23 protein-coding genes are annotated in these 22,742 nt (G+C 70.7%); 14 read left to right on the top strand and 9 right to left on the bottom strand.

Annotated features, from left to right (window positions below; translation table 11 throughout):
* Positions 1-34: 34 nt before the first annotated feature.
* The gene (locus tag P3G67_RS21715; RefSeq protein WP_276094953.1) at positions 35-2,143 is read right to left on the bottom strand and encodes an FUSC family protein; all 2,109 of its coding nucleotides are present in this window, start codon (positions 2,141-2,143) and stop codon (positions 35-37) included.
* 356 nt (positions 2,144-2,499) lie between these two features.
* On the opposite strand from P3G67_RS21715, the gene P3G67_RS21710 reads away from it, so the two are divergent.
* The 3 genes from P3G67_RS21710 to fahA all read left to right on the top strand — a co-directional run bounded on the left by P3G67_RS21710 (position 2,500) and on the right by fahA (position 4,758).
* Entirely contained in the window at positions 2,500-3,036 is a 537-nt protein-coding gene (locus tag P3G67_RS21710) for a winged helix-turn-helix domain-containing protein (RefSeq protein WP_276094952.1), read from the top strand.
* Between the two features lie 170 nt (positions 3,037-3,206).
* Positions 3,207-3,344 carry a hypothetical protein gene (locus P3G67_RS21705; RefSeq protein ID WP_276094951.1) on the top strand — a complete coding sequence of 46 codons (138 nt, stop codon included), beginning with the start codon at positions 3,207-3,209 and terminating at the stop codon, positions 3,342-3,344.
* A gap of 187 nt (positions 3,345-3,531) precedes the next feature.
* Entirely contained in the window at positions 3,532-4,758 is a 1,227-nt protein-coding gene (fahA, locus tag P3G67_RS21700; RefSeq protein WP_276094950.1) for a fumarylacetoacetase, read from the top strand.
* Positions 4,759-4,831: 73 nt separating this feature from the next.
* Here fahA and P3G67_RS21695 read toward each other — a convergent pair whose 3' ends face one another.
* The gene (locus P3G67_RS21695; RefSeq protein ID WP_276094949.1) at positions 4,832-5,596 is read right to left on the bottom strand and encodes a G1 family glutamic endopeptidase; all 765 of its coding nucleotides are present in this window, start codon (positions 5,594-5,596) and stop codon (positions 4,832-4,834) included.
* Between the two features lie 251 nt (positions 5,597-5,847).
* Between P3G67_RS21695 and P3G67_RS21690 the strand changes: the two genes are divergently transcribed.
* Together P3G67_RS21690 and P3G67_RS21685 are read left to right on the top strand one after the other, a co-directional pair.
* Positions 5,848-6,816, top strand: coding sequence for a helix-turn-helix transcriptional regulator (locus P3G67_RS21690; RefSeq protein WP_276094948.1), 969 nt, complete (start codon positions 5,848-5,850; stop codon positions 6,814-6,816).
* Positions 6,817-7,419: 603 nt separating this feature from the next.
* The gene (locus P3G67_RS21685; protein ID WP_449343257.1) at positions 7,420-8,661 is read left to right on the top strand and encodes a S53 family peptidase; all 1,242 of its coding nucleotides are present in this window, start codon (positions 7,420-7,422) and stop codon (positions 8,659-8,661) included.
* A gap of 52 nt (positions 8,662-8,713) precedes the next feature.
* Here the strand turns inward: P3G67_RS21685 and P3G67_RS21680 are convergent, their stop codons facing one another.
* Positions 8,714-9,223: a hypothetical protein gene (locus tag P3G67_RS21680; protein ID WP_276094947.1), complete on the bottom strand. Its 510-nt coding sequence runs from the start codon at positions 9,221-9,223 to the stop codon at positions 8,714-8,716.
* Positions 9,224-9,657: 434 nt separating this feature from the next.
* Here P3G67_RS21680 and P3G67_RS21675 point away from each other — a divergent pair, with 434 nt between their 5' ends.
* Positions 9,658-11,019 (top strand): S53 family peptidase, encoded by a 1,362-nt coding sequence (locus P3G67_RS21675; protein ID WP_276094946.1) that lies wholly within the window; start codon positions 9,658-9,660, stop codon positions 11,017-11,019.
* 99 nt (positions 11,020-11,118) lie between these two features.
* Here the strand turns inward: P3G67_RS21675 and P3G67_RS21670 are convergent, their stop codons facing one another.
* A complete protein-coding gene (locus tag P3G67_RS21670; protein ID WP_276094945.1) occupies positions 11,119-11,619 on the bottom strand; it encodes a MarR family winged helix-turn-helix transcriptional regulator in 501 nt (166 codons plus the stop codon).
* Between the two features lie 188 nt (positions 11,620-11,807).
* On the opposite strand from P3G67_RS21670, the gene P3G67_RS21665 reads away from it, so the two are divergent.
* On the top strand, positions 11,808-12,005 hold the full coding sequence (locus P3G67_RS21665; RefSeq protein ID WP_269857330.1) for a ferredoxin: 198 nt from the start codon (positions 11,808-11,810) through the stop codon (positions 12,003-12,005).
* A gap of 72 nt (positions 12,006-12,077) precedes the next feature.
* On the top strand, positions 12,078-13,277 hold the full coding sequence (locus P3G67_RS21660) for a cytochrome P450 (protein WP_276094944.1): 1,200 nt from the start codon (positions 12,078-12,080) through the stop codon (positions 13,275-13,277).
* A 137-nt stretch (positions 13,278-13,414) separates the two neighbouring features.
* On the opposite strand, the gene P3G67_RS21655 is transcribed toward P3G67_RS21660, so the two are convergent.
* Together P3G67_RS21655 and P3G67_RS21650 are read right to left on the bottom strand one after the other, a co-directional pair.
* Positions 13,415-14,140, bottom strand: coding sequence for a hypothetical protein (locus P3G67_RS21655; protein WP_276094943.1), 726 nt, complete (start codon positions 14,138-14,140; stop codon positions 13,415-13,417).
* 153 nt (positions 14,141-14,293) lie between these two features.
* Positions 14,294-15,256, bottom strand: a complete 963-nt coding sequence (locus P3G67_RS21650; protein WP_276094942.1) for a trypsin-like serine peptidase — start codon at positions 15,254-15,256, stop codon at positions 14,294-14,296.
* 185 nt (positions 15,257-15,441) lie between these two features.
* On the opposite strand from P3G67_RS21650, the gene P3G67_RS21645 reads away from it, so the two are divergent.
* The 3 genes from P3G67_RS21645 (at position 15,442) to P3G67_RS21635 (ending at position 18,976) form a co-directional block, all read left to right on the top strand.
* Complete coding sequence (locus tag P3G67_RS21645; protein WP_276094941.1) at positions 15,442-17,472, top strand: glycoside hydrolase; 2,031 nt, start codon at positions 15,442-15,444, stop codon at positions 17,470-17,472.
* Positions 17,473-17,607: 135 nt separating this feature from the next.
* The gene (locus tag P3G67_RS21640) at positions 17,608-18,306 is read left to right on the top strand and encodes a ubiquinone/menaquinone biosynthesis methyltransferase (protein WP_276094940.1); all 699 of its coding nucleotides are present in this window, start codon (positions 17,608-17,610) and stop codon (positions 18,304-18,306) included.
* A 94-nt stretch (positions 18,307-18,400) separates the two neighbouring features.
* Positions 18,401-18,976 carry a TIGR03086 family metal-binding protein gene (locus P3G67_RS21635; RefSeq protein ID WP_276094939.1) on the top strand — a complete coding sequence of 192 codons (576 nt, stop codon included), beginning with the start codon at positions 18,401-18,403 and terminating at the stop codon, positions 18,974-18,976.
* A 106-nt stretch (positions 18,977-19,082) separates the two neighbouring features.
* On the opposite strand, the gene P3G67_RS21630 is transcribed toward P3G67_RS21635, so the two are convergent.
* The 3 genes from P3G67_RS21630 to P3G67_RS21620 form a co-directional block, all read right to left on the bottom strand.
* Positions 19,083-19,232 (bottom strand): hypothetical protein, encoded by a 150-nt coding sequence (locus P3G67_RS21630; protein WP_276094938.1) that lies wholly within the window; start codon positions 19,230-19,232, stop codon positions 19,083-19,085.
* Positions 19,233-19,377: 145 nt separating this feature from the next.
* A complete protein-coding gene (locus P3G67_RS21625; protein WP_276094937.1) occupies positions 19,378-19,782 on the bottom strand; it encodes a RidA family protein in 405 nt (134 codons plus the stop codon).
* 118 nt (positions 19,783-19,900) lie between these two features.
* A complete protein-coding gene (locus P3G67_RS21620; RefSeq protein WP_276094936.1) occupies positions 19,901-20,128 on the bottom strand; it encodes a hypothetical protein in 228 nt (75 codons plus the stop codon).
* 331 nt (positions 20,129-20,459) lie between these two features.
* Between P3G67_RS21620 and P3G67_RS21615 the strand changes: the two genes are divergently transcribed.
* The 3 genes from P3G67_RS21615 (at position 20,460) to P3G67_RS21605 (ending at position 22,699) form a co-directional block, all read left to right on the top strand.
* Entirely contained in the window at positions 20,460-20,699 is a 240-nt protein-coding gene (locus P3G67_RS21615) for a chaplin (protein WP_269857339.1), read from the top strand.
* 315 nt (positions 20,700-21,014) lie between these two features.
* Positions 21,015-21,917 (top strand): ABC transporter ATP-binding protein, encoded by a 903-nt coding sequence (locus P3G67_RS21610; protein ID WP_276094935.1) that lies wholly within the window; start codon positions 21,015-21,017, stop codon positions 21,915-21,917.
* Positions 21,914-22,699, top strand: a complete 786-nt coding sequence (locus P3G67_RS21605) for an ABC transporter permease (protein WP_276094934.1) — start codon at positions 21,914-21,916, stop codon at positions 22,697-22,699. The genes P3G67_RS21610 and P3G67_RS21605 overlap by 4 nt, the downstream gene beginning before the upstream one ends.
* The last annotated feature ends 43 nt before the right edge of the window (positions 22,700-22,742 follow it).

Raw genomic sequence — 22,742 nt, 5'->3', positions numbered from 1 at the left:
TCACGCGAGGGTAGATGTAAGGGCCATCGGTCCGCTATGCTTCTGGTGTCGGGCGCCGCTTCCCCCGTGCGGCGCCCGAACCTCTCTCTTCGCGTACGGCGGTTGCGGACGGCCGTACCGCGTTCGCCAGGTCCTCCAGCGCTTCCGCGATGAGTTCCGTGGCCCGTGCCAGAGCCGGATCAGCGGTCCGTTGCCGCAGGGTGCTCAACGACGGTTGGAACGGGCTGCGTTGGCGGATCGCAGCCGACCCGGACGCGGTCGCCGCGCGTACCGCCTGGGCGAACGCGTCGGCTTCCGGGATCGGGGGCGCGTCGCGGGACGGCAGATGGGCCTCCAGGAGCATTCCACCGCGGGCCATCAACGTCAGTGCGTCCTTGGCGAGTTCGCTCGCCCGGGGCGACAGTCCGCGATGGCGCACCGGCTCGACGCGGGCCCGGCCGACGGCCTGGTCCCAGGCCAGCCGGGCCGAGCGAAACTCCAGCAGCGCCTCGCGCACCCGGCGGTGGCGGCGGCGGTCCGCCGGGTGGGCGTAGCAGGCGACCACCTCCGCCGCGTACCGCCCGGTCGCCTCAAGCCAGTCGGCCAGCCGCTCACGCAACCGCGTCGTCTCCCAGGTCGGGAAGACCGCGTACGCCGCCATCGCCAGCGCACCGCCGAGCAGTGTCAGCAACACCCGGTCGGTGACCGCCTCGTGCCAGCCGACGCCGGCCATGCCGAGCAGGAAGACCACGTACGCCGTGAGGCAGGCGGAGGCCACCGCGTACCCGGTGCGCAGCAGCAGGTACATCAACCCCAGACAGACCACGGCGAGTCCGGCGCAGACCAGCGGCCCCGGAGCGGCGAACCGCATCACCGCACCGGCCACCAGCAGACCGGCCAGGGTGCCGGCGAACCGCGCCACCCCGCGCGCGTACGTCTGCGAGAAGTCCGGCCGCAGCACCACCGTCGAGGTCACCGGTGCCCAGTAGCCGTGCCCCAACGGCAGTGCCCAGCCCAGGACATAACCCAGCGGCGTCACCACGGACAGCCGTACCGCGTGCCTGAGCACCGGAGAGTCCCAGCGCAGCTCGCGCCGTACCGCCCGCAGCGCGAGCGGCAGGAGCTTCGGCACGGTCGGGCGCAGCAGCGCGCCCTGCACGGCTGCCTGGTCGGCGGCGCTCGGGCCGTTCGCCTCCTCGACGGCCTCTTCGAGCAGCGCGGCCAGCCGTCCGGCCGCCCGCCGTGCCGGACCCCGAAGTGGCGAGCCGCCCTCCGGTTCCTCCAGGGTCGCGGCGACCTGGCCGGGCAGCCGCACCGGGCGGCCGGTACGGATCGAGTGCGCCACCGCGTCCAGTACCTCGGCGGCGACGGCGAGCAACTGGCGCGCCCGTTCCCGCTCCGGCCCGTCGGCCGCCGCGCCCAGCGCCGGATCCGCCAACGAGGCCAGCACCGGCCGGATCCGCTCCGCCACCGCGCGCACGCCGCGCAACTGGGCCGGGCGCCGCCGGGCCTGCCGCGGGCTCAGGGTGGCCGCGCTGCGTGCCGTCATCATCGGCTCCGGGTCGAACGGCGCCATCGGGTCGTGCCGCAGCCGACGCGCGTAGTCCGCCACCGCGGCGAAGGCCTCGGCGAGCGCGTCGCGTTGAGCGCCCCAGCGGCGGATCGGGAAGACCACGATCAGGGCCGCCTGCACCAGACCGCCGAAGGCGATCACCCCGGCGTGCCCGAGCGCCCCCGGCAAGCTGGTGGGCAGCGTCACCACGACCAGCATCACCGTGACGGTCAGTGAGGCGACCACGCCGCTGGTCGGCCCCAGCGCCCAGGCCGTTCCGGCGCCCAGCGACCATACCGCCAGCAGGGCGACGAACGCGGCGGTGTGGCCCGCCGCCAGGTATCCGAGGAAGGTGCTGAACGCCAGTCCGCCGCCGGCGGCGAGCGCCAGCACCGGGCGCGGCCGCCAACTGCGCTGGAAAGTGGCCATTCCGGCGGCGAAGGCCCCGAACGCGGAGGACGCGGCGAACGCCGGGGTGGTCAGCCACAGTGCCAGCGCGACGACGACAGCCACTCCGGCGGCACCGCGCAGTGCCGCCAGCGGCTCCAGCCGGGTCCGCTCGACGGCCAGACCGGAACGGACCGCCTCGCGGAGCGAGCGCTGCCAGGTCATGTCCGGATCATAGGGACGAATCCCGGCGGAACGGATGTGCGGCCCCGGTTGCGCACGGCGTGTATCGGCCGGATTTCCGGCCGGAAACATGTGCCCTACATCAACTGGCGCGATGGGTACAGGCTTTCTGGTTCAATGGGCCCATGGCCAGCTTGATTGAGACCGCGACGGGTCGCAGTGACCTTGAGCCGTTCTGGCCGTCTCGGCAGGCGCACCACTTCGACCGCCTGTGTTGCCGCGCGATCCCCGCGCGGGCCCGCGTCCACGGCTGATCGCCAACGGCCATCGCCGTCGGTACGGCCCGGCCCCGCGCACGACGTCCCACACGTCCCTTCGCGCGAAAGAGCCGAGACCCCATGCCGAACATCTCCAACACCCAGACCCTGCACGCTCCCGTCCCGGCCCGCCAGCGGCTGCGCGCCGTAAGGCCCGACGAGGTCATCCCGGCGCCGGACTTCCTGCCACCGGGCGCCACCTGGCTGCCCGCTCCCGGGCACTCCCTGCCCGCTGTCGCCGGGCAGCCGCCGATGGTCGGCTACCTGGTCCTGGTCCCCGCCGACCAGGCCCCGCCCGTGGTCGCGGCCGAGCCCGCCGGTTCCGACGACCCGATCCACATCGACCACGAACGGCGTACGGCGAGCATCGACGGGCGCCAGCTGGACCTGACCTACCTCGAATTCGAACTGCTGGCGCACCTGGTGGCCCATCCGCACCGGGTGCACACCCGCGACCACCTGGTGAACACCGTCTGGGGCTACGGCCACGTCGGTGACGGGCGCACGGTGGACGTGCACGTCGCCCGGCTGCGCCGCAAGCTCGGCCCCGAGCACCGGGCGGGCATCGTCACCGTCCGCCGGGTCGGGTACAAGTACGCGCCTGTCGCCGGCGACTGACCAGGTGCCGTGCCGCGGCGCCCGTTCCGGCGGGCGTCGCGGCACGGGCCGTGACCACGGTAGCCCTCGCGGCGTTGTTGGTGCTGGGCCGCCCGGGCGGGGAACCATAGCCGTGGGGTGGGCGTCCTGAAGTCCATCACCTGCTCCGACCGGCTTAAGGATGCGCAGCGATGAACGCGAGCCAGGACGCCGAACGCTCTGCCCCCGACACCGATCCGTCCCCCGAGACTCCGCGGGACCGCCAGCCGCGGCTCCAGCAGCAACGTGTGGACGTTCGGCGCCGGTTGATGGCCTTGCGCCGCTGGTAGCCCGTCCGGCGGAACATTCCCCCGCACGGCGTCGAGCCGTCGCCCGTCGCGGCGGACACCACCCGGGTGGCCGAGGCCCGCCTGCCAGGGCACCGTGAGATGCCCAACCCCGCACCCCCGCCGAAGGCGTTCAGGCCGTAGCCTTACCTCCGCGTTCACCCGCGACGTGGAAGGCGAGGCACCACAGATGCCCGAAGTCAGCCCGCTGGATGCGGCCGTAAACGGCCCGTTCGGCCCGCACAATCTCCCGTACGGGGTCTTCACCACCGCCGATGCCCCCGGCTCCGCGCGGATCGGCGTGCGGATCGGCGACCATGTGCTCGACGCGGGCGCCGCCGCCCGCGCGCTCGGCTCCGAGGACGCGGAACTCCTCTCCCAGCCCGTGCTCAACCCGCTGATGGCCGCGGGTCGGCCGGTGTGGCGGCGGGTGCGCGGCGCGCTGACCGCCTGGCTGACCGAGCCCGAGCACCGGCGCACCGTCGAACCGCTGCTGCACCCGCTCCACTCGGTCGTACTCCGGTTGCCGTTCGAGGTCGCCGACTACGTCGACTTCTACGCCAGTGAGCACCACGCCACCACCGTCGGCCGGATCTTCCGCCCGGACGGCGAGGCCCTCACGCCGAACTGGAAGCACCTGCCGATCGGTTACCACGGACGGGCCGGAACGGTCGTCGTCTCGGGTACCGATGTGGTCCGTCCCACCGGTCAGCGCAAGACGCCGCACGATCCGCAGCCGGTCTTCGGCCCCTCGACGCGGCTGGACTACGAGGCCGAGGTCGGCTTCGTCGTCGGCACGCCGTCGCGGCAGGGGGAGCGGGTGGAACTGGACGCGCTGGCCGACCATGTCTTCGGCGTCTGCCTGGTCAACGACTGGTCGGCGCGCGACCTCCAGGCGTGGGAGTACGTGCCGCTGGGTCCGTTCCTCGGCAAGTCCTTCGCGACGTCGGTCTCGCCGTGGATCGTGCCGCTGGACGCGCTGGAGGCGGCACGGGTCGTACCACCGGCGAGGGACACCCCGCTGCTGCCGTATCTGGACGACGCCAAGTCCGAGGGGTGGGGCCTGGACCTGCGGCTTGAGGTGGCGCTGAACACAGAGGTGGTATCCCGCCCGCCGTTCGCCACGATGTACTGGACGGCGGCGCAGCAACTGGCCCATATGACGGTCAACGGCGCATCCCTGCGCACCGGTGACCTGTTCGCGTCGGGCACGGTCAGCGGTCCGGGCGACGACGAGCGCGGCTGCCTGCTGGAGCAGACCTGGAACGGCCGTGATCCGCTGCGGCTCAGCGGCGGCGCCTCGCGGACCTTCCTGGAGGACGGCGACGAGGTGGCCATCACCGCCTGGGCGCCGGGTCCGGACGGCAGGCGGGTGGGCTTCGGCGAGGTCACTGGCCGGGTGTCGCCCGCCGTATGACCGAGCGGGGACGCCCGGACCGGTCGCGCGGTCCGGGCGCCCCTTGTGGTTCCACGCTAACGCGGGTCGGCCGTCAGTAGCGGATGACGCTCGGCCGTTTGGCGGGCGCGTGCGGCGTACGGGCGAGACCGCCGCCCGGTGTCATGGAGAACGAGCCGCCGGACAGCGGGCCCGGCGAGTAGCCGCCGCTGGTGAACGACTGCGGGTTCGTCGCGTCGAACGACTGGCCGTCCACCGTCACACCGGAGAAGTCCAGTTGGCTGAAGGACGGATAGCTCTGGGTGGGGGACTCGATGACCGCTTCGGCGCTGACGTTCTCCGCGCCGAGGTTCTGGTCGACGTGTTCGGTCCAGCCCTTGGTGTTGTCGGTGAGCGTCAGGGTGTAGCTGCCGCCGCCGTTGGAGACCACGGAGGCGGTGATGCTGTCGCCTTCGGAGACCGGGTCGTTCCAGTACACCGGCGCGGCGGGGTACATCTCGTACCAGGCGGAGAGCACGGGCGAGCCGCTGGAGCAGTCGGTCTGCACACCGGTCTGTTCCACGGTCTGCGAGCCGTAACCGTCCAGGCCGACCCAGGGGGCGAACAGGTCGTTGCTGCTGTTGCAGGTGACGTGCGGTTCGGTCCAGGAGCCGCTTATGGTGCTGAAGCTTCCGGTGGCGACGTAGCCGCCCCAGTTGCTGTCCTGGAAGCGGCCCGCGTGCGGGCCGAAGCCCGTGGAGGCGACGGCCGCTGACGTCCCGGCACCCGCCGGGACGAGAGCCGCGGCGGCGAGCAGCAGACCCGCGGCCGCCGCTCTGCCGGTGAAACGATTGCGTCTGGTTCCTGCATTCGTGCCCATGTACCGGTCTCCTGTGGGGGATGGAGTCGATGTTCGGGGGCCTGTCAGACCGGGGTTCATCGTGGGTGTGGCCTGCGTGAACCCTCAAGAGTCAGGCGCCAACCGGAACCCGCCATGGCGAGAACATGACACAATAGCGGGTGGTGGCGGGTACCGCTCGTCGAGCTTCGCCCGCCCGGAACCGAAGGGCGGTCAGGGTGCTCCCAGCCGGTTTCCACACGGTGTCAGGCGGAACCCACTGGTCGGCGCCCATGCGCTCGGCCTCGGGCGGTCTGCTCGAAGGCCTTGGCATCCCAGAAGCGGAACAGAACACCTATCTACGTGTCCTCGCCTCTCCGCACTGTACGGCAGCCGGTCTTGCCGCGGAGTTGGGCATCACGGCCGACCGAGCCGAGCGGCTGCTGGCCGCGCTCGCCCAACACGGCCTGGTGGCCCGGCATGACGGTGCTCCGGCCCGCTGGTCGGCCGCGGCGCCCGACGTCGCCATCGAGGCGCTGCTGCTACGCCGGGAGGAGGAACTGCTGCGCACCCGCGGCCGGGTGGGCGAACTGATGCGGGCCTACCGGCGGGCGCAGCAGCCGCAGGCGGCCGACCTGGTCGAGGTGGTCACCGGCCAGGCCGCCATCGCCGAGCGCTGGCGGCAGATGCAGGACGGCGCACGGCGGCATCTGCTGCTGTTCGACAAGCCCCCGCACATCTCGCGCACCGACACCGAGCTGGAGCGCTCCCTGCTGGCCCGCGGCGTGCGCATCCGCGCGGTGTACGAGGCGGGCTCGGTGAGCGCCCCCGGACGACTGGCCGAAATCCGCGAGGTGGTCGCGGCGGGGGAGGAGGCCCGGATGCTGCCGGAACTCCCGTGCAAGCTGGCCATGGTGGATGACCGCTGGGCGATGCTGCCGGTGGCCACCGGCTCCGAGGCGCAGGCCGCCGTGCTGGTCCGCGCCTCGTCCCTGCTGGACGCGCTGAACGGGATGTTCGAGGCGTACTGGCACCGGGCGGTGAGGGTGCCGGACGCGAGCGGTCCGCCACTCGGCTCGGGGGACCGCAAGGGTGAACTTCTGACGCTGCTGTCGGCCGGGTTCACCGACGACAGCATCGCCCGCCAGTTGGGCGTCTCACCGCGCACCGTCCAGCGGTGGGTGCGCGAGGTGATGGACGCCCTCGGTGCGCGGACCCGGTTTCAGGCGGGCATCCAGGCGGCTCGCGCCGGACTGCTGTAGTACCTCGTGGTTTGTGATGCTCTGTCGTGGATCCGCGGTATGAGACAGGTGTCCGTGCGGCGGGGTGCGGGCGAAATTATTTCTTGAGGAATCCTGCGTAATTCCGCGGTGAGGGCGGCGGGCCGTCCGCCAGAGGTGATGGCGCGTCAGGTGTGACTCACCGGTCGAGCCGTTGCCTGCCCTTGGTGAACGCATTACCGCAGGTAGTCGCAGTTGGGGCAACGCCTCATGGGTGGTGCGCGGTTGGCTGAGGGTGTGGCGAACGAAGTGTTACGGATCTCGAACACCCCTTCCGCGACGCCCTCGTGGCCTGGTTACATGGGTGTTTCGCGGGTCGGGTGGGGCCATTGCGGCCTTGTCGCGAGGCGGGTAGGTCGGCTAGCTTCCTGAACGCCAGACACCACTCGCCGGGGTGGCAGTTCCGCTGCATGTCATGGGCATGCCTGTTCCTGCCATCCGTGTGCTACCCCCACCCCTGTCGTGCCCCAATCACGTCAGGGAGCGGCACACGCGCGAGTGGCGATTCCCGGGACCGCGTCCGGTTCGGTCCACCCGGCCGGGTGGCCTGCGCGCAGTCCCCATCCCCCCAGGGAGGGCCGTTCATTGCCTATATCGTCTCCCTCCGCGCACAGGCGTAAGCGCGGATTCCGCAAGGGTGCCATCGCGGCGGCGTCGCTGGGCGCGTTGGTCGCCGGTACGTACGCGATCGTCGCTCCGGCGGGCGCGGCGTCGACCACCGCCGACCAGCCGCACGTCAAGCGGATGTGTTCGCAGCCCAGCAAGCCGGGCATGATGGCCTGCCTCGGGCTGGTGCGCACCGACATCGTCAAGCACCAGGTGGCGGGCGCCAACGACACCCCGCAGGGCTTCGGCCCCGATGACCTGCGCAAGGCGTACAACCTCACCGGGGACGGCGCGGGCCAGACGGTGGCCATCGTCGACGCCCAGGACGACCCCAACGCCGCCCAGGACCTGGCCGCCTACCGCAAGCAGTACGGGCTGCCGGACTGCGGCGACGGCTGCTTCAAGAAGATCGACCAGAACGGCGGAACCAACTACCCGACGGCGGACGCCGGTTGGGCCGGTGAGATCTCGCTCGACCTGGACATGGTCTCGGCCATCGCGCCCAAGGCCAACATCCTGCTGGTCGAGGCGAACTCGGCGAACATGAGCGACCTCGGCGCGGCGGTCAACCAGGCCGTCAAGTCCGGCGCCAAGTTCGTCTCCAACAGCTACGGCGGTGGCGAGGACGCCTCGGACGCCCAGGCGGACACCCAGTACTTCAACCACCCGGGTGTGGTCATCACCGCCTCGGCGGGTGACTCCGGTTTCGGCGTGGAGTACCCGGCGGCCTCGCCGAACGTCACCTCGGTCGGCGGCACCTCGCTGACCAAGGACTCCAGCTCGCGCGGCTGGAGCGAGAAGGTCTGGGGCACCAGCGCGGGCGGCGAGGGCACCGGCTCCGGCTGCTCCACCGTAGAGGCCAAGCCGAGCTGGCAGAAGGACACCGGCTGCTCCAAGCGCACGGTGGCCGACGTCTCCGCGGTCGCCGACCCGGCGACCGGTGTGGCGGTCTACGACACCTACCAGTCGAACGGCTGGCAGGTCGTCGGTGGCACCAGCGCCTCGTCGCCGATCATCGCCAGCGTGTACGCGCTGGCCGGTGCGCCGTCCTCGGGCAGCAACCCGGCGTCGTTCCCCTACAAGAACGCGTCGGCGCTGAACAACGTGACCTCGGGCTCCAACGGCTCGTGCAACCCGTCGTACCTGTGCAACGGCGGCCAGGGCTACAACGGCCCGACCGGCCTCGGCACCCCGAACGGGCTCAAGGCGTTCACCGGCTGACGCCGCTCACGGTGTGACACCGAGCCCCGACCGCGAGCCACGCGGTCGGGGCTCAGTGGTCCGGCGCGTCGTCGATGTCGCTGATCCGCATCGTCGACAGCGTGGTGCGCACCCTCAGATAGGTGTACGTGGGGTGCGCCGTGCTGCCCCAGGCCAGCCGCACGGTGGCGATGCTCTGCCCGTCGCCGCCGCCCGCGTAGCTGACGCGCCAGCCGCGCGGGGCGTTCTGCGCCCGAAGTACGCCGTCGGCACGGTTCTCCTCCTCCCAGGTGGCCAGTCGATCCTGTAGGGCCTGGCTGAGGTAGTGGCGGCGCAGCGCGCCCGTCAGCGCGGTGTCGTTGTCGCCGTTGCGGGCGTCGACGTACGCCCCGTAGAAGTCCGCCACCCGGTCCAGGGCCGAGGACGGCTTGCCGGACGTGTGGCCGTCCGGGCTCTGCGCCACCGTGGCGGTCTCGCCGCCCACCGGGTCGGGCGCGGCGCCGGCCGGGGCCGCCAGTCCGAGCGGAAGCAGGAAGGCCGCCACGGTGGCGGCGGCGCGCCCCGGCGCACGGGTGATGGGCATGTGGTCCTCGTCTCCTGGGAGTTGGGGTGGGCGGCGAAGGTATCCGCACGCCCGCTCCGTCCCGGGTACGCCGCGCTGCGCGTGCCACCGAAGAGGTGACGCCCCGTCGGCCCGCTGTCCGCCGGCGGTGTGCCGAACGACACACCGTGCTGATTGCCGATCATGCCCATGCGGGTAGTGGCGTGTTGGTGCGAGGGCGCGGAACTGCCCCTCGGCGTCTTGAAGTACGGGCAGGGGGGCGGTGGTCCGTGGGGACGAATGTCCCGCTTCGTAGGTGAATTCCGGTCAAGGTGTGGTCATTGGAGGGCAAAGAATCACGCAGGGAGGTAAAGCATTTGATAGTAAAAACAAAACACTCTTGTCCTGGTCATGACCTGCCAGGTGGGATCGCCGCAGTCGTCTGAGTACGACTTCCCTCCATACAAGGAGAGTTCATGCGAAGAGTTCGTCCCCGGCCGCGCGCCGTGGCCGCAGCCGCCGGGGTCACCGCCCTGGTCGCCGCTGCGGCGCTTTCCCCGCTGAGCGGGTCGGCGGCCGCCGCGCCGCAGGTCAAGGCTGTTCCGGCGATCACTGGTCACACCCTGATCAAGGGCGTCGGCAGCCCGCTGACCACGGAGCAGTGCCAGGCGAAGTGGAAGCTCGCCTGCTACACACCGCTGCAGTACCGTCAGGCGTACAACCTGAACCCGCTGTACAAGAAGGGCGTCACCGGCAAGGGGCGCACGATCGTGATAGTCGACTCGTTCGGCTCGCCGACGGTCCAGCACGATCTGGACGTGTACAGCAAGCAGTTCGGCCTGCCGCACACCAAGGTCGAGGTCAAGAAGTGGGGCAACGTCCCGCCGTGGGACCCCAAGAACGCCGACATGACCGGCTGGGCGGGGGAGACCACCCTCGACGTCGAGATGGCGCACGCCATCGCGCCTGACGCCAAGATCGTCCTGATCGAGACCGCGGTCGCCGAGACCGAGGGCGTCACCGGTCTGCCGGAGATGATGGACGCCGAGAAGTGGGCGATCGACCACAACATCGGCGATGTCATCACCCAGAGCTTCGGGGCCACCGAGAACACCTTCCCGGGCTTCGACAAGGGCGACTTCTCCAGCATCAACAACCTGCGCTACGCGTTCAAGGACGCGGCCAAGCACAAGGTGACGGTGCTGGCGTCCTCCGGTGACGGCGGCGCGACCGACAACACCGCGGACGGCAAGGGCTACTACAAGTACCGGGTGAACTCCTGGCCGTCCTCCGACCCGCTGGTGACCTCGGTCGGTGGTACGCAGCTGCACCTGAACGACAAGGGCGACCGCGTCAAGCCCGAGAGCGTGTACAACGACCACGGCGCCGGTGGCGGCGGTCAGTCGCACGTCTTCACCCGCCCGGCGTTCCAGGACAGCGTGAAGAACGTGGTCGGCGCTCGCCGCGGCACCCCGGACATCTCCATGGCCGCCGCCGTCGACGGTGGCGCCTGGGTCTACTCCAGCTACGACCCCACCTCGGTCGGTTGGGACGTCTCGGGCGGCACCAGCGAGGCCAGCCCGCTGTTCTCCGGCATCATCGCCCTGGCCGACCAGGTGGCCGGCCACCGGGTGGGCGACATCCACAAGGCGCTGTACAAGCTGAACAGCCTGTCGGCGCACAACCCCTTCACCGGGATCGTGGACGTCAAGGACGGCACCAACAACAGCTACGCGGGCGTCACCGGCTACACCGCGGTGAAGGGCTACGACATGGCGACCGGCGTCGGCACCGTCGACGCGGCCCGCTTCGTCCCGGCGCTCGCGCGCCTGAGCTGACCCTCTCCCGGGAGCGCTGAGCGCCTCGAAGCGGAAGGCCCGGATCCGTGCAACCACGGATCCGGGCCTTCCGGCATTCGCACACCGTCCGCACGGCCCTCACTGTTGCCAGGGCCCGCCGGCCCGCACCTCGCGCACATACCGCTCGATGAGCCTTCGCAGTACCAGAACGGTGGCGTCGATGTCCCGCTCGTCGATGTCGTGCAGCGCCTCGCGCAGGCGCTCGTGGTTCGAGCGGCGCAGCCGCACCAGCACCGAGGTGCCCTTTGGCGTGATCGTGATGTTGCGCGCGCGGCGGTCGGTCGGGTCGGGGGTGCGCTCCACCAGCCCCTGGAGCTGGAGTTGAGCCACCTGGCGGGTCACATGGGACGGCTCCACCAGCAGCCGGGCGGCCAGGTCGCCGACCCGGCAGGAACCGCCGTCGTTCTCCAACGCCATCAGCAGATGCACATCCGACCTGCCGATCTGGACTTCCGCCCGGCTCACCGAGCGGTCATGCGCCTGCGGACGGGTGAGCAGGTAGGACAGGGTGAGCAGAACACGGTCGAGTGCCGCGGTGGCGTCGGCGGCATCAGGGGCGTCGGCGGCGGCGTCGGACATGGCGGAACTCTAGTCCCGCGGGGCACCCCGGACGCCAGATCGCCTGGAATCGGCCAACTTCTGTCCGGCGCCGCCGACCCCTTGTTTCCCTGCCGGGCGCGGGAGTTAGCGTGGCAACAGCATTAATTGCCTTTGTTAGGTATCTAGTTGCCCAGGTATACGGGTCGACCCGATGGAGGACAGGGCCCATGCGAGTCAGCGTCGACACCCACCGCTGTTGCGGCTCCGGCCAGTGCGTGCTGGCCGTCCCCGACGTCTTCGACCAGCGCGAGGAGGACGGCATCGTCCGTCTCCTCGAACAGCGGCCGCCCGCCGAACTCCACGCCGAGGTCCGTACCGCCGCCACCGTCTGTCCGTCCGGAGCCATCGAAGTGCACGAGGCGTAAGCGCGCCGGCGCACCCGCCCCAGGGGGCGCGCCGTACGCGTTCCGCACCTGACCGTGAAGGAGAGATCCGCGATGACGACCGCGCACCCCATAGCACCGCCGAACTTCCCCGCACCCCGCGGCGCCTGCCCGTTCGCCCCGCCACCGGCCTACGAGCAGGCGCGCCGGGAGCAGCCGGTGAGCCGGGTCACGCTGTGGGACGGTTCGCAGTGCTGGCTGGTCACCCGGCACGCCGATGTCCGCAGCGTACTGCGTGACCAGCGGTTCAGTGCCGACGCCCGGCACCCCGGCTTCCCGTTCGTCACCGACGGCCGTCGGGCGCTGGCCAACGAGAGCACCAGCTTCATCCGCCTTGACGACCCCGAGCACGCCCGGCTGCGCCGCATGCTCACCGCCGACTTCATGATCAAGAAGACCGAGGCGCTACGGCCGCGCATACAGCGCATCGTGGACGACTTCCTCGACCGGATGGTCGCACACGGCGCACCCGCCGACCTGGTCTCCGAATTCGCCCTGCCCATACCGTCGTTGGTGATCTGTCTACTGCTCGGAGTCGACTACGGCGACCACAGGTACTTCCAGGAACGCAGCCGGGTCCTGCTGCACAACCACTCGACTGCCGATGAGGTCCGGCAGGCCCGCGAGGAACTGACCGAATACCTCGGCCGGTTGGCGGAGGCCAAGCGGCGCGAGCCGGATGACGGCATCATCAGCCGACTGGTGGCGCGCGGTGAGCTGACCGACGAGGAAGTGGCCGCCACCTGCCTGCTCCTGCTGGTCGCGGGCCATGAGACCACCGCCAACATGACCTCGCTGTCCACCCTGGCGCTGCTGCGCGACCCGGCCCAACTGGCCAGGCTGCGGGCCGAACCGGCGCTGATCAAGCCCGCGGTCGAGGAGATGCTGCGGTTCCTGAGCATCGTGCACTCCGGGCTGCCCCGGGTCGCGACCGAGGACGTGCAGGTGGGCGGCGAGACCATCCGCGCGGGCGAGGGCGTGCTGTGCATGATCTCCGTCGCCAACCGGGACGAGGAGGTGTTCGAGGGCGCGGACCGACTCGACATCGGCCGCGAGTCCCGCCGCCATGTCGCGTTCGGCTTCGGCGTCCACCAGTGCCTCGGACAGCCGCTGGCGCGGGTGGAGTTGCAGATCGCCGTCGAGACGCTGTTCCGGAGACTGCCCAGGCTGCGGCTGGCGATCCCGTACGAGGACATCCGCTTCCGTACCGAGATGGCGATCTACGGTGTCCACGAACTGCCGGTGACCTGGTGACGGCGGAGTCACGGTGACCGGCGGCCCGTGAGGGCCGATGGCCTGGACCGCTCCCGACCACTCCGGGACGGTCCAGGCCCATCCGTGTCCGGCGGCCTCGCCCCGAGGCGCTCCGCCGAACACGCCGTCGGCGGAGGTCAGTTGGGCGCGGCCGCGCCGGAGGCCGCGGGAGCGCTGCGCTTCGCCTTGGGGGCGCTCGGCGCGCTGGGCTTCGCGGGCACGGCGGTGGAGCCGGGCGCCGCGGGCGTGATGGTGACGGTGCTCGGCAGGCTGGGGCTCTGGCTCAGGCCCGGCACGCTCACCGCGGGCAGACCGCTGGCGGTGAGGACGGCGTTCACGACGCTGAGGGTGGACAGCAGGGCGGCGTTCACCGCGTCCAGGATGTTCGTCGGGTTGTTCGCGTCCACGGCCTGGACCACGGAGTTCAGCCGCGCCTCGAGTTGGTTGACCGCCTTGGCGATCAGGGCGTCGGTGGCGTCGGTGCTGGGCGTCGGGTCCGCGACCTTGCCGGGGGCGCCGTGCTTCCCGGCCTTGCGCGGCTTCGCGGTCATGCCGGCCCTGGTGGTCCTCGCCGTGGCGGCGACGTCGTCGAGCTGCCGCCTCGCCTGGTCGACCAGCCGGGTGATCTTGGCCGGATCCCGCCTGTCGGTCATGGCGGCCTGGAGCGACTCGACGGCCTTGCTGACCGCGCCGAGGTTCGCCAGTCGGCCGAGCACCACGGCCGGGTCCGGAGCCGGTGCGTGGGCGACGGGCCGGGCGGGCGGCTCGGCGGTGACGGCGGCCGCGGCACCGACGGTGCCGAGCGTCATCGCGGCGACGGTGGCGGAAGAGATGAGGATGCCGGTCTTCCGGGATATGCGCATGGGGGTCAATCCCTTCACATACGTGGCGGGGTTCAGACTCGACCACCGTGCGAGAGGCCACCACGCAGCGCAACTCGCGGTAAGCCATACGTGACGAAGGGGCGGGTCCGCGCCGCGTACGCCACGGACCCGCCCCACCGCTCACGGACGCCGTCAGGTGGCCGGCTGACCGCCGCCCGCGGGCGGATCGCCGAGCACGGCGTGGACGTACAGCGCGAGCGTGTCCTTGGTGAAGTACGAGCTGTAGGAGATGTCGGGAGTGTCACCGCCGGTGTGGTACCCGCCGATGACGCCGATCAGCGCGTAGCCGAACGGGTCCCGCACCAGGAACGGCCCGCCGGAGGTGCCGTCGATGTACGCCGCACAGGCGATCTCCAGGAAGTCACCGGGCGCGCCCGGGTCGGTGCTGGTGTACTTGTGCGTGGACGACCAGCAGTCCAGCGGCTTGGGGTGGCTGGCGTCGCTGAACCCCGGATATCCGATCAGCCGCACATGGGAATGTGCGTACCCGGAGTAGACCGCCAGGTCGAAGCCTCCGGCCACATCCTCCACCTCGCGCCCGTCCTGCCGTGGCGCCAACCGCTCCACCGAGTAGTCCCAGCGGGCGCCCTTGCCCGAACCCAGCGCGTAGTACCGGGCGTCGATGTATATCGCGGAGACCGGGAAGATGCCGAACGGCTTCAGCCCGTCGTGGTACTGCGGGACGAACGACAGATGCCTCTTGGGGTCAGGGTGGCTCAGGCAGTGCCCGGCGCTGACCACCAGATCGCGCCGCGGGCTACGCACGACGGTGCCGCCGCAGAAGCGGCCGATGTTCTTGCCGTCGGTCCAGAAGAACGTGCCCACCTGCGGTATCCCGTTGAACGGGTGGCTCGGCGGCACGGTCGCCGCGGACCGTACGGACGCCTTGGCCGGCTTGCGGTCCTGGACCGGTTGGGCCGCCTCCATGCGCCGCGCCGTCCAGTACGAGTCGTCGCCGCCCGCGGACGTCGGCGCCGAGGCGCCGGGCGCGGGGGGTGGCGGTGCGGCGGCGTACGACGCGGGCCCGCCGTAGGCGACGGCCAGGGCTGTGAGGAGCAGGAGGGCCAGGGCACGGAGAGCACTCGATCTGCACATGGGCGGTTCCTCCACGGGAAGCGAGGTGCGGGACCGGCGGCACGAGCGGCACAACGCTGCCATCGTCGTACGAACTGAGGGTGAGTGACGAGTGGTCAGCGCGCGAATACCCGGGGAGCACGGGAGTCCAGGGGTTGCCGGGCCATTCTCAGGAACCGTTCAGTATCGGCCCCTATCAACTCCGCATGGACTCAACGCGACACACACAAGCACCGACGACGCACCGCAGGCGCGGCCGGGTCCGGCGCGCCGTACCGTTCCTCGCCGCCGCGACCGCGCTGGTGGCAGCTGGCACCGCCGTCGTCGCCAATGCCGGTCCCGTCCGGCCCGCCGCCGCACCGCGGGTCGACGGCAACCGCATCGACGTCCCCGTCCAGGGCGGCACCGCCAGCATCGACACCGCATCGCTGCGGGTCACCGCGCGCACCGACGACGGCCGCACGGTACGGCTGTCCGACGCGCCCGCCACCGCACCCGGCACCCCGGGCCGGATCACCGTCTCCGACGGCGCCGCGCACTGGAGCTACGCCGGATCCGGGCTGGACTTCACCGCCCGCGCCGACCACGGGCGGTTGAGCGTCACCGCCGCCGCCCATCGGGACACCACCTTGAACTGGCCCGTAACCGGCACCGACCCGGCCACCGACGCCGTCCAGTTCCCGCGCGGTGAGGGGCTGTCCGTCCCCGTCGGCGACCGCTTCTGGAACTCCTCGGCCGCCGGGCTCGCGGGCAGTGCCGCCGACATGTCCGCCGACCTGAGCATGCCCATGTGGGGCTACACGCTCCGCGGCACCGGGCACGGCGTCAGCTACCTGGTGCCCACCGACATCGGCAGCACCCTGAGCTTCAGCTCCGACCAGGGCCGACTGCACACCACGACCAGCCACAAGTTCTCGCACGCCGACGCCACCGACGGCTACACGGTCACCTTCGCGCTGACCGACGGCTCCCCGGCCGCCCCGGCGGTGGACTACCGCGGCTGGCTCTCGCAGCACGGCCAGCTCGGCAGCCTGCGCGACAAGATCGCCGCCAATCCGCAGAACGCCAAGCTGCTCGGCGCCTTCCACGCCTACCTGTGGGGCGACGCCCGTACCCCGGACGGCATAGCCCAGCTGAAGAAGCTGGGCGTCTCCCGGATGTGGCTCGGTTACGACGCCGACGGCTCACCGATGAGCGCCGCGGCGGTGACCGCCGCCAAGAAGGCGGGATACCTGGTCGGGCCGTACGACTCATGGGCCAACGGGCAGGACCCGAAGACCTCGGACAGCCCCACCTCCAGCTGGCCCGGCACCGTGTACCCCGACTTCTGTGTACAGGGCGCCGACGGCAAGCCGGTCCCCGGCTTCCACGACCGCGGCTGCTACCTCAGCTCGCAGGCCTTCGAACAGGCGGAGCCCAGCCAGCACTACCTCGCCGAACGCACCCGGCAGATGACCGCCAACGGCGTCAACAGCTACTTCCTGGACGTGGACGCCGCCGGCGAGCTGTACCAGGACCACAGCTCGGCGCACCCGATGACCCAGGCCCAGGACCGTGCCAACCGGATGGCCCGAATGAAGCGGCTGTCCGCGGGCGACAAGCTGGTCCTCGGCTCGGAAGCGGCCGGTTCCTGGGCCAACCAGGTGCTGGCCTACGACCACGGCTCCGCGACACCCGTCGCCGACGGCCTGTGGCCGCTGGAGAAGGACCGGCAGACCTGGGGCGGCTACGCTCCGGCGAAGGCGCCCGGCGTCTTCTTCAAGCCGGTCGACCTGCCCGCCGACCTGGCGACCGCGATGTACGATCCTAAGTACCGGGTGCCGCTCTACGAGACCGCGCTGCACGACTCCGTGGTCAACGTGGAGCGCTGGGAGCTGTCGTTCGACAAGCTGCCGCAGCAGAAGAACACCCGCGCGCTGCTGGCCATGCTGTACAACGTGCCGCTCAACTTCGTGCTGGACGGGCCGTCGTTGCAGCAGCAGGGCGCCGAACTCGCCTCGCTTCAGAAGTACTTCGCACCGCTGCACGAGGCCGCCGGCACCCAGCCGATGACCTCGTTCCGCTACCTCACCGACGACCACCAGGTGCAGCGCACCGTCTTCGGTGACGGAACGCTGACCGTGACCGCCAACTTCGGCACCACTTCGCACGACGGGCTGCCCGGCGGGTGCGTGGACGCCACGCTGCGCGGACAGCACGGTACGCACCGGCTCTGCCCGGCCAAGGTCACGGGCTGAAAGGCCGGTTGAGGGGCCGGGGACGGTCGACGGGCGCGGGCGGCTGACCGTAACGATCCGGCCGCACGAGGGAGGGACATTTCCGCCATGGGCATGGAAGTGTTGTCCCCCCATTGTCCGGAAGACGGGAACACCGTGGTCAGAGCAGGTCTGGAGAAGGATCCGGCGGAGGTCTCCGCCATGTTCGACGAGGTCGCGCAGGGCTATGACCGCACCCGGGCCCGGCTGTGGCTCGGCCGGATGAGCAGTTGGGGCCGGCAGATGGCCGAAACCGTTCAGGCCGGGCCCGGCCGCCGGATCCTGGACGTCGCGGCGGGCACCGGCACCTCCGGGATGGCGTTGACCGCCCGGGGCGCGCGGGTCGTAGCCTGCGACTTCTCGGCGAGCATGCTGGCCATAGGCCGCAGTCGGCATCCGGCGATGGACTTCGTCGTCGGCGACGGCCACCAACTGCCTTTTCCCGACGGGACGTTCGACGCGGTGACCATATCCTTCGGGTTGCGCAACGTCGCCGACTCCTCGCGGGTGCTGGCCGAGATGCTCCGGGTCACCCGGCCCGGTGGACTGCTGACGGTATGTGAGTTCAGCCTGCCGGAGACACCGTTGCGGCGTGCTCTGTTCCGCGCGTACCTGCGGCATCTCGTGCCGCTGATCGCCCGCAGGGTGAGCAGCAATCCGGAGGCGTACGCCTACCTGGGTGAGTCCATCGAGGACTGGCCGGATCCGGCGGCTCTCGGCGCGCGCATCGCCGCCGCCGGATGGGAACGGGTCCACTGGCGCCCGCTGGACGGCGGGGTGGTACACCTGCACAGCGGCACCGCCCCGCTGCGCTGACCGGGGAGTGCGGGGGCGGCGCCGGACCGTGCCGCCCCCGACACGTGCTGACGGCAATGCGCCGCGCGGGCAGCCGGGGGGAAGAATCGGCAGCATGTCTGAGAAAGAGATCCTGCGCCGACACGAAGAGGCGATCGACTTCTTCACCACCACGGTGCACGCGGTACGCGACGACCAGTGGGACGCCCCCACGCCCTGCACCGACTGGTCCGTGCGCGATCTGGTCAACCACCTGACCGTTGAGCAGCTCTGGGTGCCCGACCTGGTGCTCGACGGGGCCACCGTCGCGGACGTGGGCGACGCGTACGACGGCGACCAGCTCGGCGACGATCCGGTGGCCGCCTGGGACCGCGCGTCAGCCGCCTCCTACGAGGCGTTCCGCATCCCGGGCGCACTCAAGCGCACGGTCCACCTGTCCTACGGTGACAGCCCGGCGAGCGCCTACTGCGCCCAGATGACCACGGACGCCGCGGTCCACGCCTGGGACCTGGCCCGGGCGATCGGCGCCGACGAGAAGATGCCGGACGGTCTGGCCGCCGCCTGCCTGCGGGAAGTCGAACCCTATGCGAAGGGCCTGTCCAAGAGTGGCCTGTTCGCACAGTCGATCAGGCCGCCGGAGGGGGCGGACGACCAGACCAGACTCCTGTGCCTGCTGGGACGACGACCCTAGCGAGCCGGTCGGCAGATCCTGTCGCATGCGTGGCGGATACGGTCGATGACCTGGGCGGGTGTCCTTGTCCATCCGAAGGGCCGGGCCTGGTCGTTCCAGTGCTTGGTCAGCCCTCGATCGAGGTCTTCAGCTCGTCCAGCGAGCAGAACACCCCGCCTTCGAGACAACGTCGTCGCAGTTCGGCGAACCACCGCTCGACCTCGTTGAGTACGTCGGGGTGAAGTGCTGCTCGCAGCGGTGACGCGCGAGCAGCCACTCGTGCACCGCAGGCCTTGTGGGTGCGCGGGTGGTCGCAGATGACGTGACCGCCAGGCCGGGCTCGGTCTGGCGGTCGATCGCGTCGGGGAAGCACCACCACCTCCGCCACTTGTGCGTCGGTAGTGGTGCGTGGCACCCCGGGCTCACGAGGAGGAGCGTCCCAGCGCGGGCCGTCGGGCGTACACCTCGATCTCGATCCTCATCCGCGGATCCGCCAGGCCGCACACCATCATCGTCGCGGCCGGGCGGACCTCCCCGAAGCGGCGGCGCAGCGTCGGCCAGCACGGCTCGAAGTCCTCACGTACGGGCAGTAGATAGCGCACCCGGACGACATCGTCGAACGAACACCCTGCCTCGGCCAGCGCCGCCTCGATGTTGCGCAGACACTGCTCGGCCTGCTCGACCACGTCGTCGGAGATCGTCATGGTCGCGTAGTCGAATCCGGTCGTGCCGGACACATGCACCCAGTCGCCGTCGACCACCGCTCTGGCGTACCCGATCCGCTCCTCGAAGGTCGAACCGCTCAGGATCACTTGTCGCCGCGTCATACGGCGAACCGTAGGCAACCAGTGGCGCACACGTCCAACGACGGCTGACTCCGCCCGGCATGCGACGGTCCCCGGCAGTGCCGGGGACCGTCGATGTCACGCCGCTGGGTGCACCGGGTCAGTGGTGGTCGAACATGCCCCGGTGGTCGCGCCAACCCCAGGGGTTGGCCCAGTCGTCGTTCCAGAGGTGGTGATGATGGTGGTGATGGTGGTGTCGGCAGTGGCGCTGCTGGTGGTCGGGGTGGTTCCAGGTGGGTGTCATGGCCTGGGCCACGCCGGACAGCGGCAGGACGACGGCGGCGGACATGAAGGCGACAGCGGCGCCACGTGCGAGGGTCTTCTTCACGATCAGCTCCTCGGAGCGAGCGAAGCGAATGGGACTTTAGTGACGCTAGGTGGCTCCCCCCGGTCTGTCGCGGCGAGCCGGACGCGGCTGCTCCATCGGAGCGGGCGGTTGCCCCGGGCGGCGTCAAGCCCCGCCGCGCGGAGGGCAACTGGGGTGCGGTGGGGCGGAGGACTCGCCGGTGGACGTCACCATTGCGCTGACTGCTGCGCGGGTATTCACCTGTTCGAGGGGCATTGCGCTACAAATGGGGCATCTGCGCGTTGGTCAGTATCCCTGCCGCTGTCGGTGGGGAGCGTGATCCGCTGATCTTCATGCATGAAAGGAATAAACCATGTCGCGTATCGCCAAGGCGCTCGTGGTGACCGCTGTGAGTGGGGCCGCTGTCGCGAGCAGCGCCGGACTGGCCGCGGCCGACGCCGGCGCCGGGGCCGTCGCGGTCGGCTCGCCGGGTGTCATCTCGGGCAACGCCATCCAGATTCCGGTCAACCTCGGGGTCAACCTCTGCGGCAACACGATCGACATCATCGGCATCTTGAACCCGGCCTTCGGCAACACCTGCGCCATCAAGTGAGTCGACGCGGGGACATACCCCGCTCCGGCTTCGGCCTGGTCGAAGGCGCTCGCGCTCGGCGCCCACCCGTGGTTCCTCCGGGTGGGCGCCGTCGTGCTGTCCGGGGGCCGCCGGGCCGCGGCGAACGCGGCGTCTGAACCGGGGAGTTGGCGAACACGTCCATCAACCGATCGGTGGATGCCTGTCAACCACCTGGTGGGCACGCCGCGTCCACCACACCGATCTGCCCGTCCAACCGGTCGGGCGACGCGCGGGGGCGGGTCCGCGCGGGACGCTTTCAGTGCCCTGGGAACGGCGGACGAGGAGCTGATCGGCATGGCGGTCATCGAGGTCATGGACCTCACCAAGACATACGGAGGGCACACCGCGCTGGACGGTGTCTCCTTCACCGTTGAGGACGGCGAGATCTTCGGACTGCTCGGTCCGAACGGCGCTGGGAAGACCACGACGGTGGAGTGCGTCGAGGGGCTGCGGCGCGCCGACTCCGGCTCGGTACGCGTTCTCGGCCTGGACCCGACGCGGCAGGGCCGCGAGCTGCGCCGCCAGATAGGCGTACAGCTTCAGGAGGCCCATCTGCCCGACACCCTGCGGGTCCACGAAGCGCTCGACCTGTACGCCGCCTTCTACCCGTGTCCACGGAACCCCGGTGAGCTGCTCGCCCAGTGGGGCCTGGAGGAGCAACGGGACGCGAGGTTCGGCAGGTTGTCCGGTGGGCAGAAGCAGCGGCTGTTCATGGCCCTCGCACTGGTCGGCGATCCGCGCGTGGTGTTCCTCGACGAACTCACCACCGGGCTGGACCCGCAGACCCGCCGCGTCACCTGGGAGTTGGTCCGGCGGTTGCGGGACGGCGGAGTGACGGTCGTCCTGGTCTCGCACTTCATGGACGAGGTGGCCGCGTTGTGCGACCGCGCCGCCATCCTCGACAAGGGGCGCATCGTGTCCGAGGGGACCCCCGACGAGCTGGTGTACGGCGGTGGTGGGCGGACGGCGCTCAGCTTCCGGCCCACTCAGGAAGTGGACCTGGCGGCCCTGTCCGCGCTGCCCAGCGTCACCCGGGTCGAACAGTGCCTGGAAACCGTGACGGTCAGCGGCAGCGGATCGGTGATCGACGAGGTCACCGCCCTGCTCGCCCGCAACCGGATCCTCGTCGCCAATCTGCGCATCCATGAGCGCACGCTGGACGATGCCTATGCCGCCCTCACCGGACGCCTCACATGACCGCCACCACCACCTGCCGCATCGCCGGGAGGAGGGAGACCATGTACGCACTGCGCAAACTCACCGTCACCGAGGGGCGGTTGTTCCTCCGCGATCCGGCCGCGGTCTTCTTCGCCCTGGCCTTTCCGGTACTGCTGCTCGCCGTACTCGGCGCCGTCCCCGCGTTCCGCCGGACGTCACCCAAACTGCACGGACTGTCGACCGTGGAGGTCTACGCACCGGTCATGGTCGTATTCACGCTCGTCATGCTGGCGATGAACGGTATGACACCGGTCCTCACCGCCTACCGCGAAAAGGGCGTGCTGCGCCGAATCTCGGCCAGCCCGGTACCCGCGGCGACGATACTGGGCGCACTGGTCTGCCTCTACGCGGTCGTCTCCGTGGTCTCCCTGGTGCTGGTCGCGGTGGTGGGACGGCTCGCCTTCCACATCGAACTGCCGCAGGCGCCCTTGGCCTTCCTGGTCGCCTTCGTGCTGGCCGCCGCCTCGCTGTTCGCCGTCGGTATGCTGCTCGCGGCGCTGGCGCCGTCCGCCAAGGCGGGCAACGCCATCGGCATCGCGTGCTTCTTCCCGCTGATGTTCTTCTCCGGACTGTGGGTACCGCGCGATCTGATGCCCGGGATACTGCGTCGCACAGGGGACTTCATACCGAGTGGTGCCGCCACCGAGGCGGTGCTTGACGCCTGGAACGGCCATTGGCCACACACCGGTGATCTGGCGACAATGACGGTGTTCGCGCTGGTCGCCGGATGCGCGGCGGCCAGGCTGTTCCGCTGGGAGTGAGCCCGGCAGGCCACCGGGGGCAGGCAGCGGGGGGAAGGGACCG

The organism is Streptomyces silvisoli, assembly GCF_029269905.1.
In the GTDB taxonomy this organism is placed as follows: domain Bacteria; phylum Actinomycetota; class Actinomycetes; order Streptomycetales; family Streptomycetaceae; genus Streptantibioticus_A; species Streptantibioticus_A silvisoli_A.
Note: the sequence above shows the minus strand (reverse complement) of the source record. Positions and strands in the feature narration are given on the sequence as shown.

Coding starts and splice junctions, on each gene's coding strand:
- P3G67_RS21635 (WP_276094939.1), top strand. CDS start 18,401: ATGTCTGAGAAAGAGATCCTGCGCCGACACGAAGAGGCGATCGACTTC.
- P3G67_RS21710 (WP_276094952.1), top strand. CDS start 2,500: ATGCCGAACATCTCCAACACCCAGACCCTGCACGCTCCCGTCCCGGCC.
- P3G67_RS21680 (WP_276094947.1), bottom strand. CDS start 9,223: ATGCCCATCACCCGTGCGCCGGGGCGCGCCGCCGCCACCGTGGCGGCC.
- P3G67_RS21660 (WP_276094944.1), top strand. CDS start 12,078: ATGACGACCGCGCACCCCATAGCACCGCCGAACTTCCCCGCACCCCGC.
- P3G67_RS21605 (WP_276094934.1), top strand. CDS start 21,914: ATGACCGCCACCACCACCTGCCGCATCGCCGGGAGGAGGGAGACCATG.
- P3G67_RS21675 (WP_276094946.1), top strand. CDS start 9,658: ATGCGAAGAGTTCGTCCCCGGCCGCGCGCCGTGGCCGCAGCCGCCGGG.
- P3G67_RS21625 (WP_276094937.1), bottom strand. CDS start 19,782: ATGACGCGGCGACAAGTGATCCTGAGCGGTTCGACCTTCGAGGAGCGG.
- P3G67_RS21610 (WP_276094935.1), top strand. CDS start 21,015: ATGGCGGTCATCGAGGTCATGGACCTCACCAAGACATACGGAGGGCAC.
- P3G67_RS21650 (WP_276094942.1), bottom strand. CDS start 15,256: ATGTGCAGATCGAGTGCTCTCCGTGCCCTGGCCCTCCTGCTCCTCACA.
- P3G67_RS21705 (WP_276094951.1), top strand. CDS start 3,207: ATGAACGCGAGCCAGGACGCCGAACGCTCTGCCCCCGACACCGATCCG.
- P3G67_RS21690 (WP_276094948.1), top strand. CDS start 5,848: ATGCGCTCGGCCTCGGGCGGTCTGCTCGAAGGCCTTGGCATCCCAGAA.
- P3G67_RS21715 (WP_276094953.1), bottom strand. CDS start 2,143: ATGACCTGGCAGCGCTCGCTCCGCGAGGCGGTCCGTTCCGGTCTGGCC.
- P3G67_RS21695 (WP_276094949.1), bottom strand. CDS start 5,596: ATGGGCACGAATGCAGGAACCAGACGCAATCGTTTCACCGGCAGAGCG.
- P3G67_RS21615 (WP_269857339.1), top strand. CDS start 20,460: ATGTCGCGTATCGCCAAGGCGCTCGTGGTGACCGCTGTGAGTGGGGCC.
- P3G67_RS21670 (WP_276094945.1), bottom strand. CDS start 11,619: ATGTCCGACGCCGCCGCCGACGCCCCTGATGCCGCCGACGCCACCGCG.
- P3G67_RS21665 (WP_269857330.1), top strand. CDS start 11,808: ATGCGAGTCAGCGTCGACACCCACCGCTGTTGCGGCTCCGGCCAGTGC.
- fahA (WP_276094950.1), top strand. CDS start 3,532: ATGCCCGAAGTCAGCCCGCTGGATGCGGCCGTAAACGGCCCGTTCGGC.
- P3G67_RS21645 (WP_276094941.1), top strand. CDS start 15,442: ATGGACTCAACGCGACACACACAAGCACCGACGACGCACCGCAGGCGC.
- P3G67_RS21655 (WP_276094943.1), bottom strand. CDS start 14,140: ATGCGCATATCCCGGAAGACCGGCATCCTCATCTCTTCCGCCACCGTC.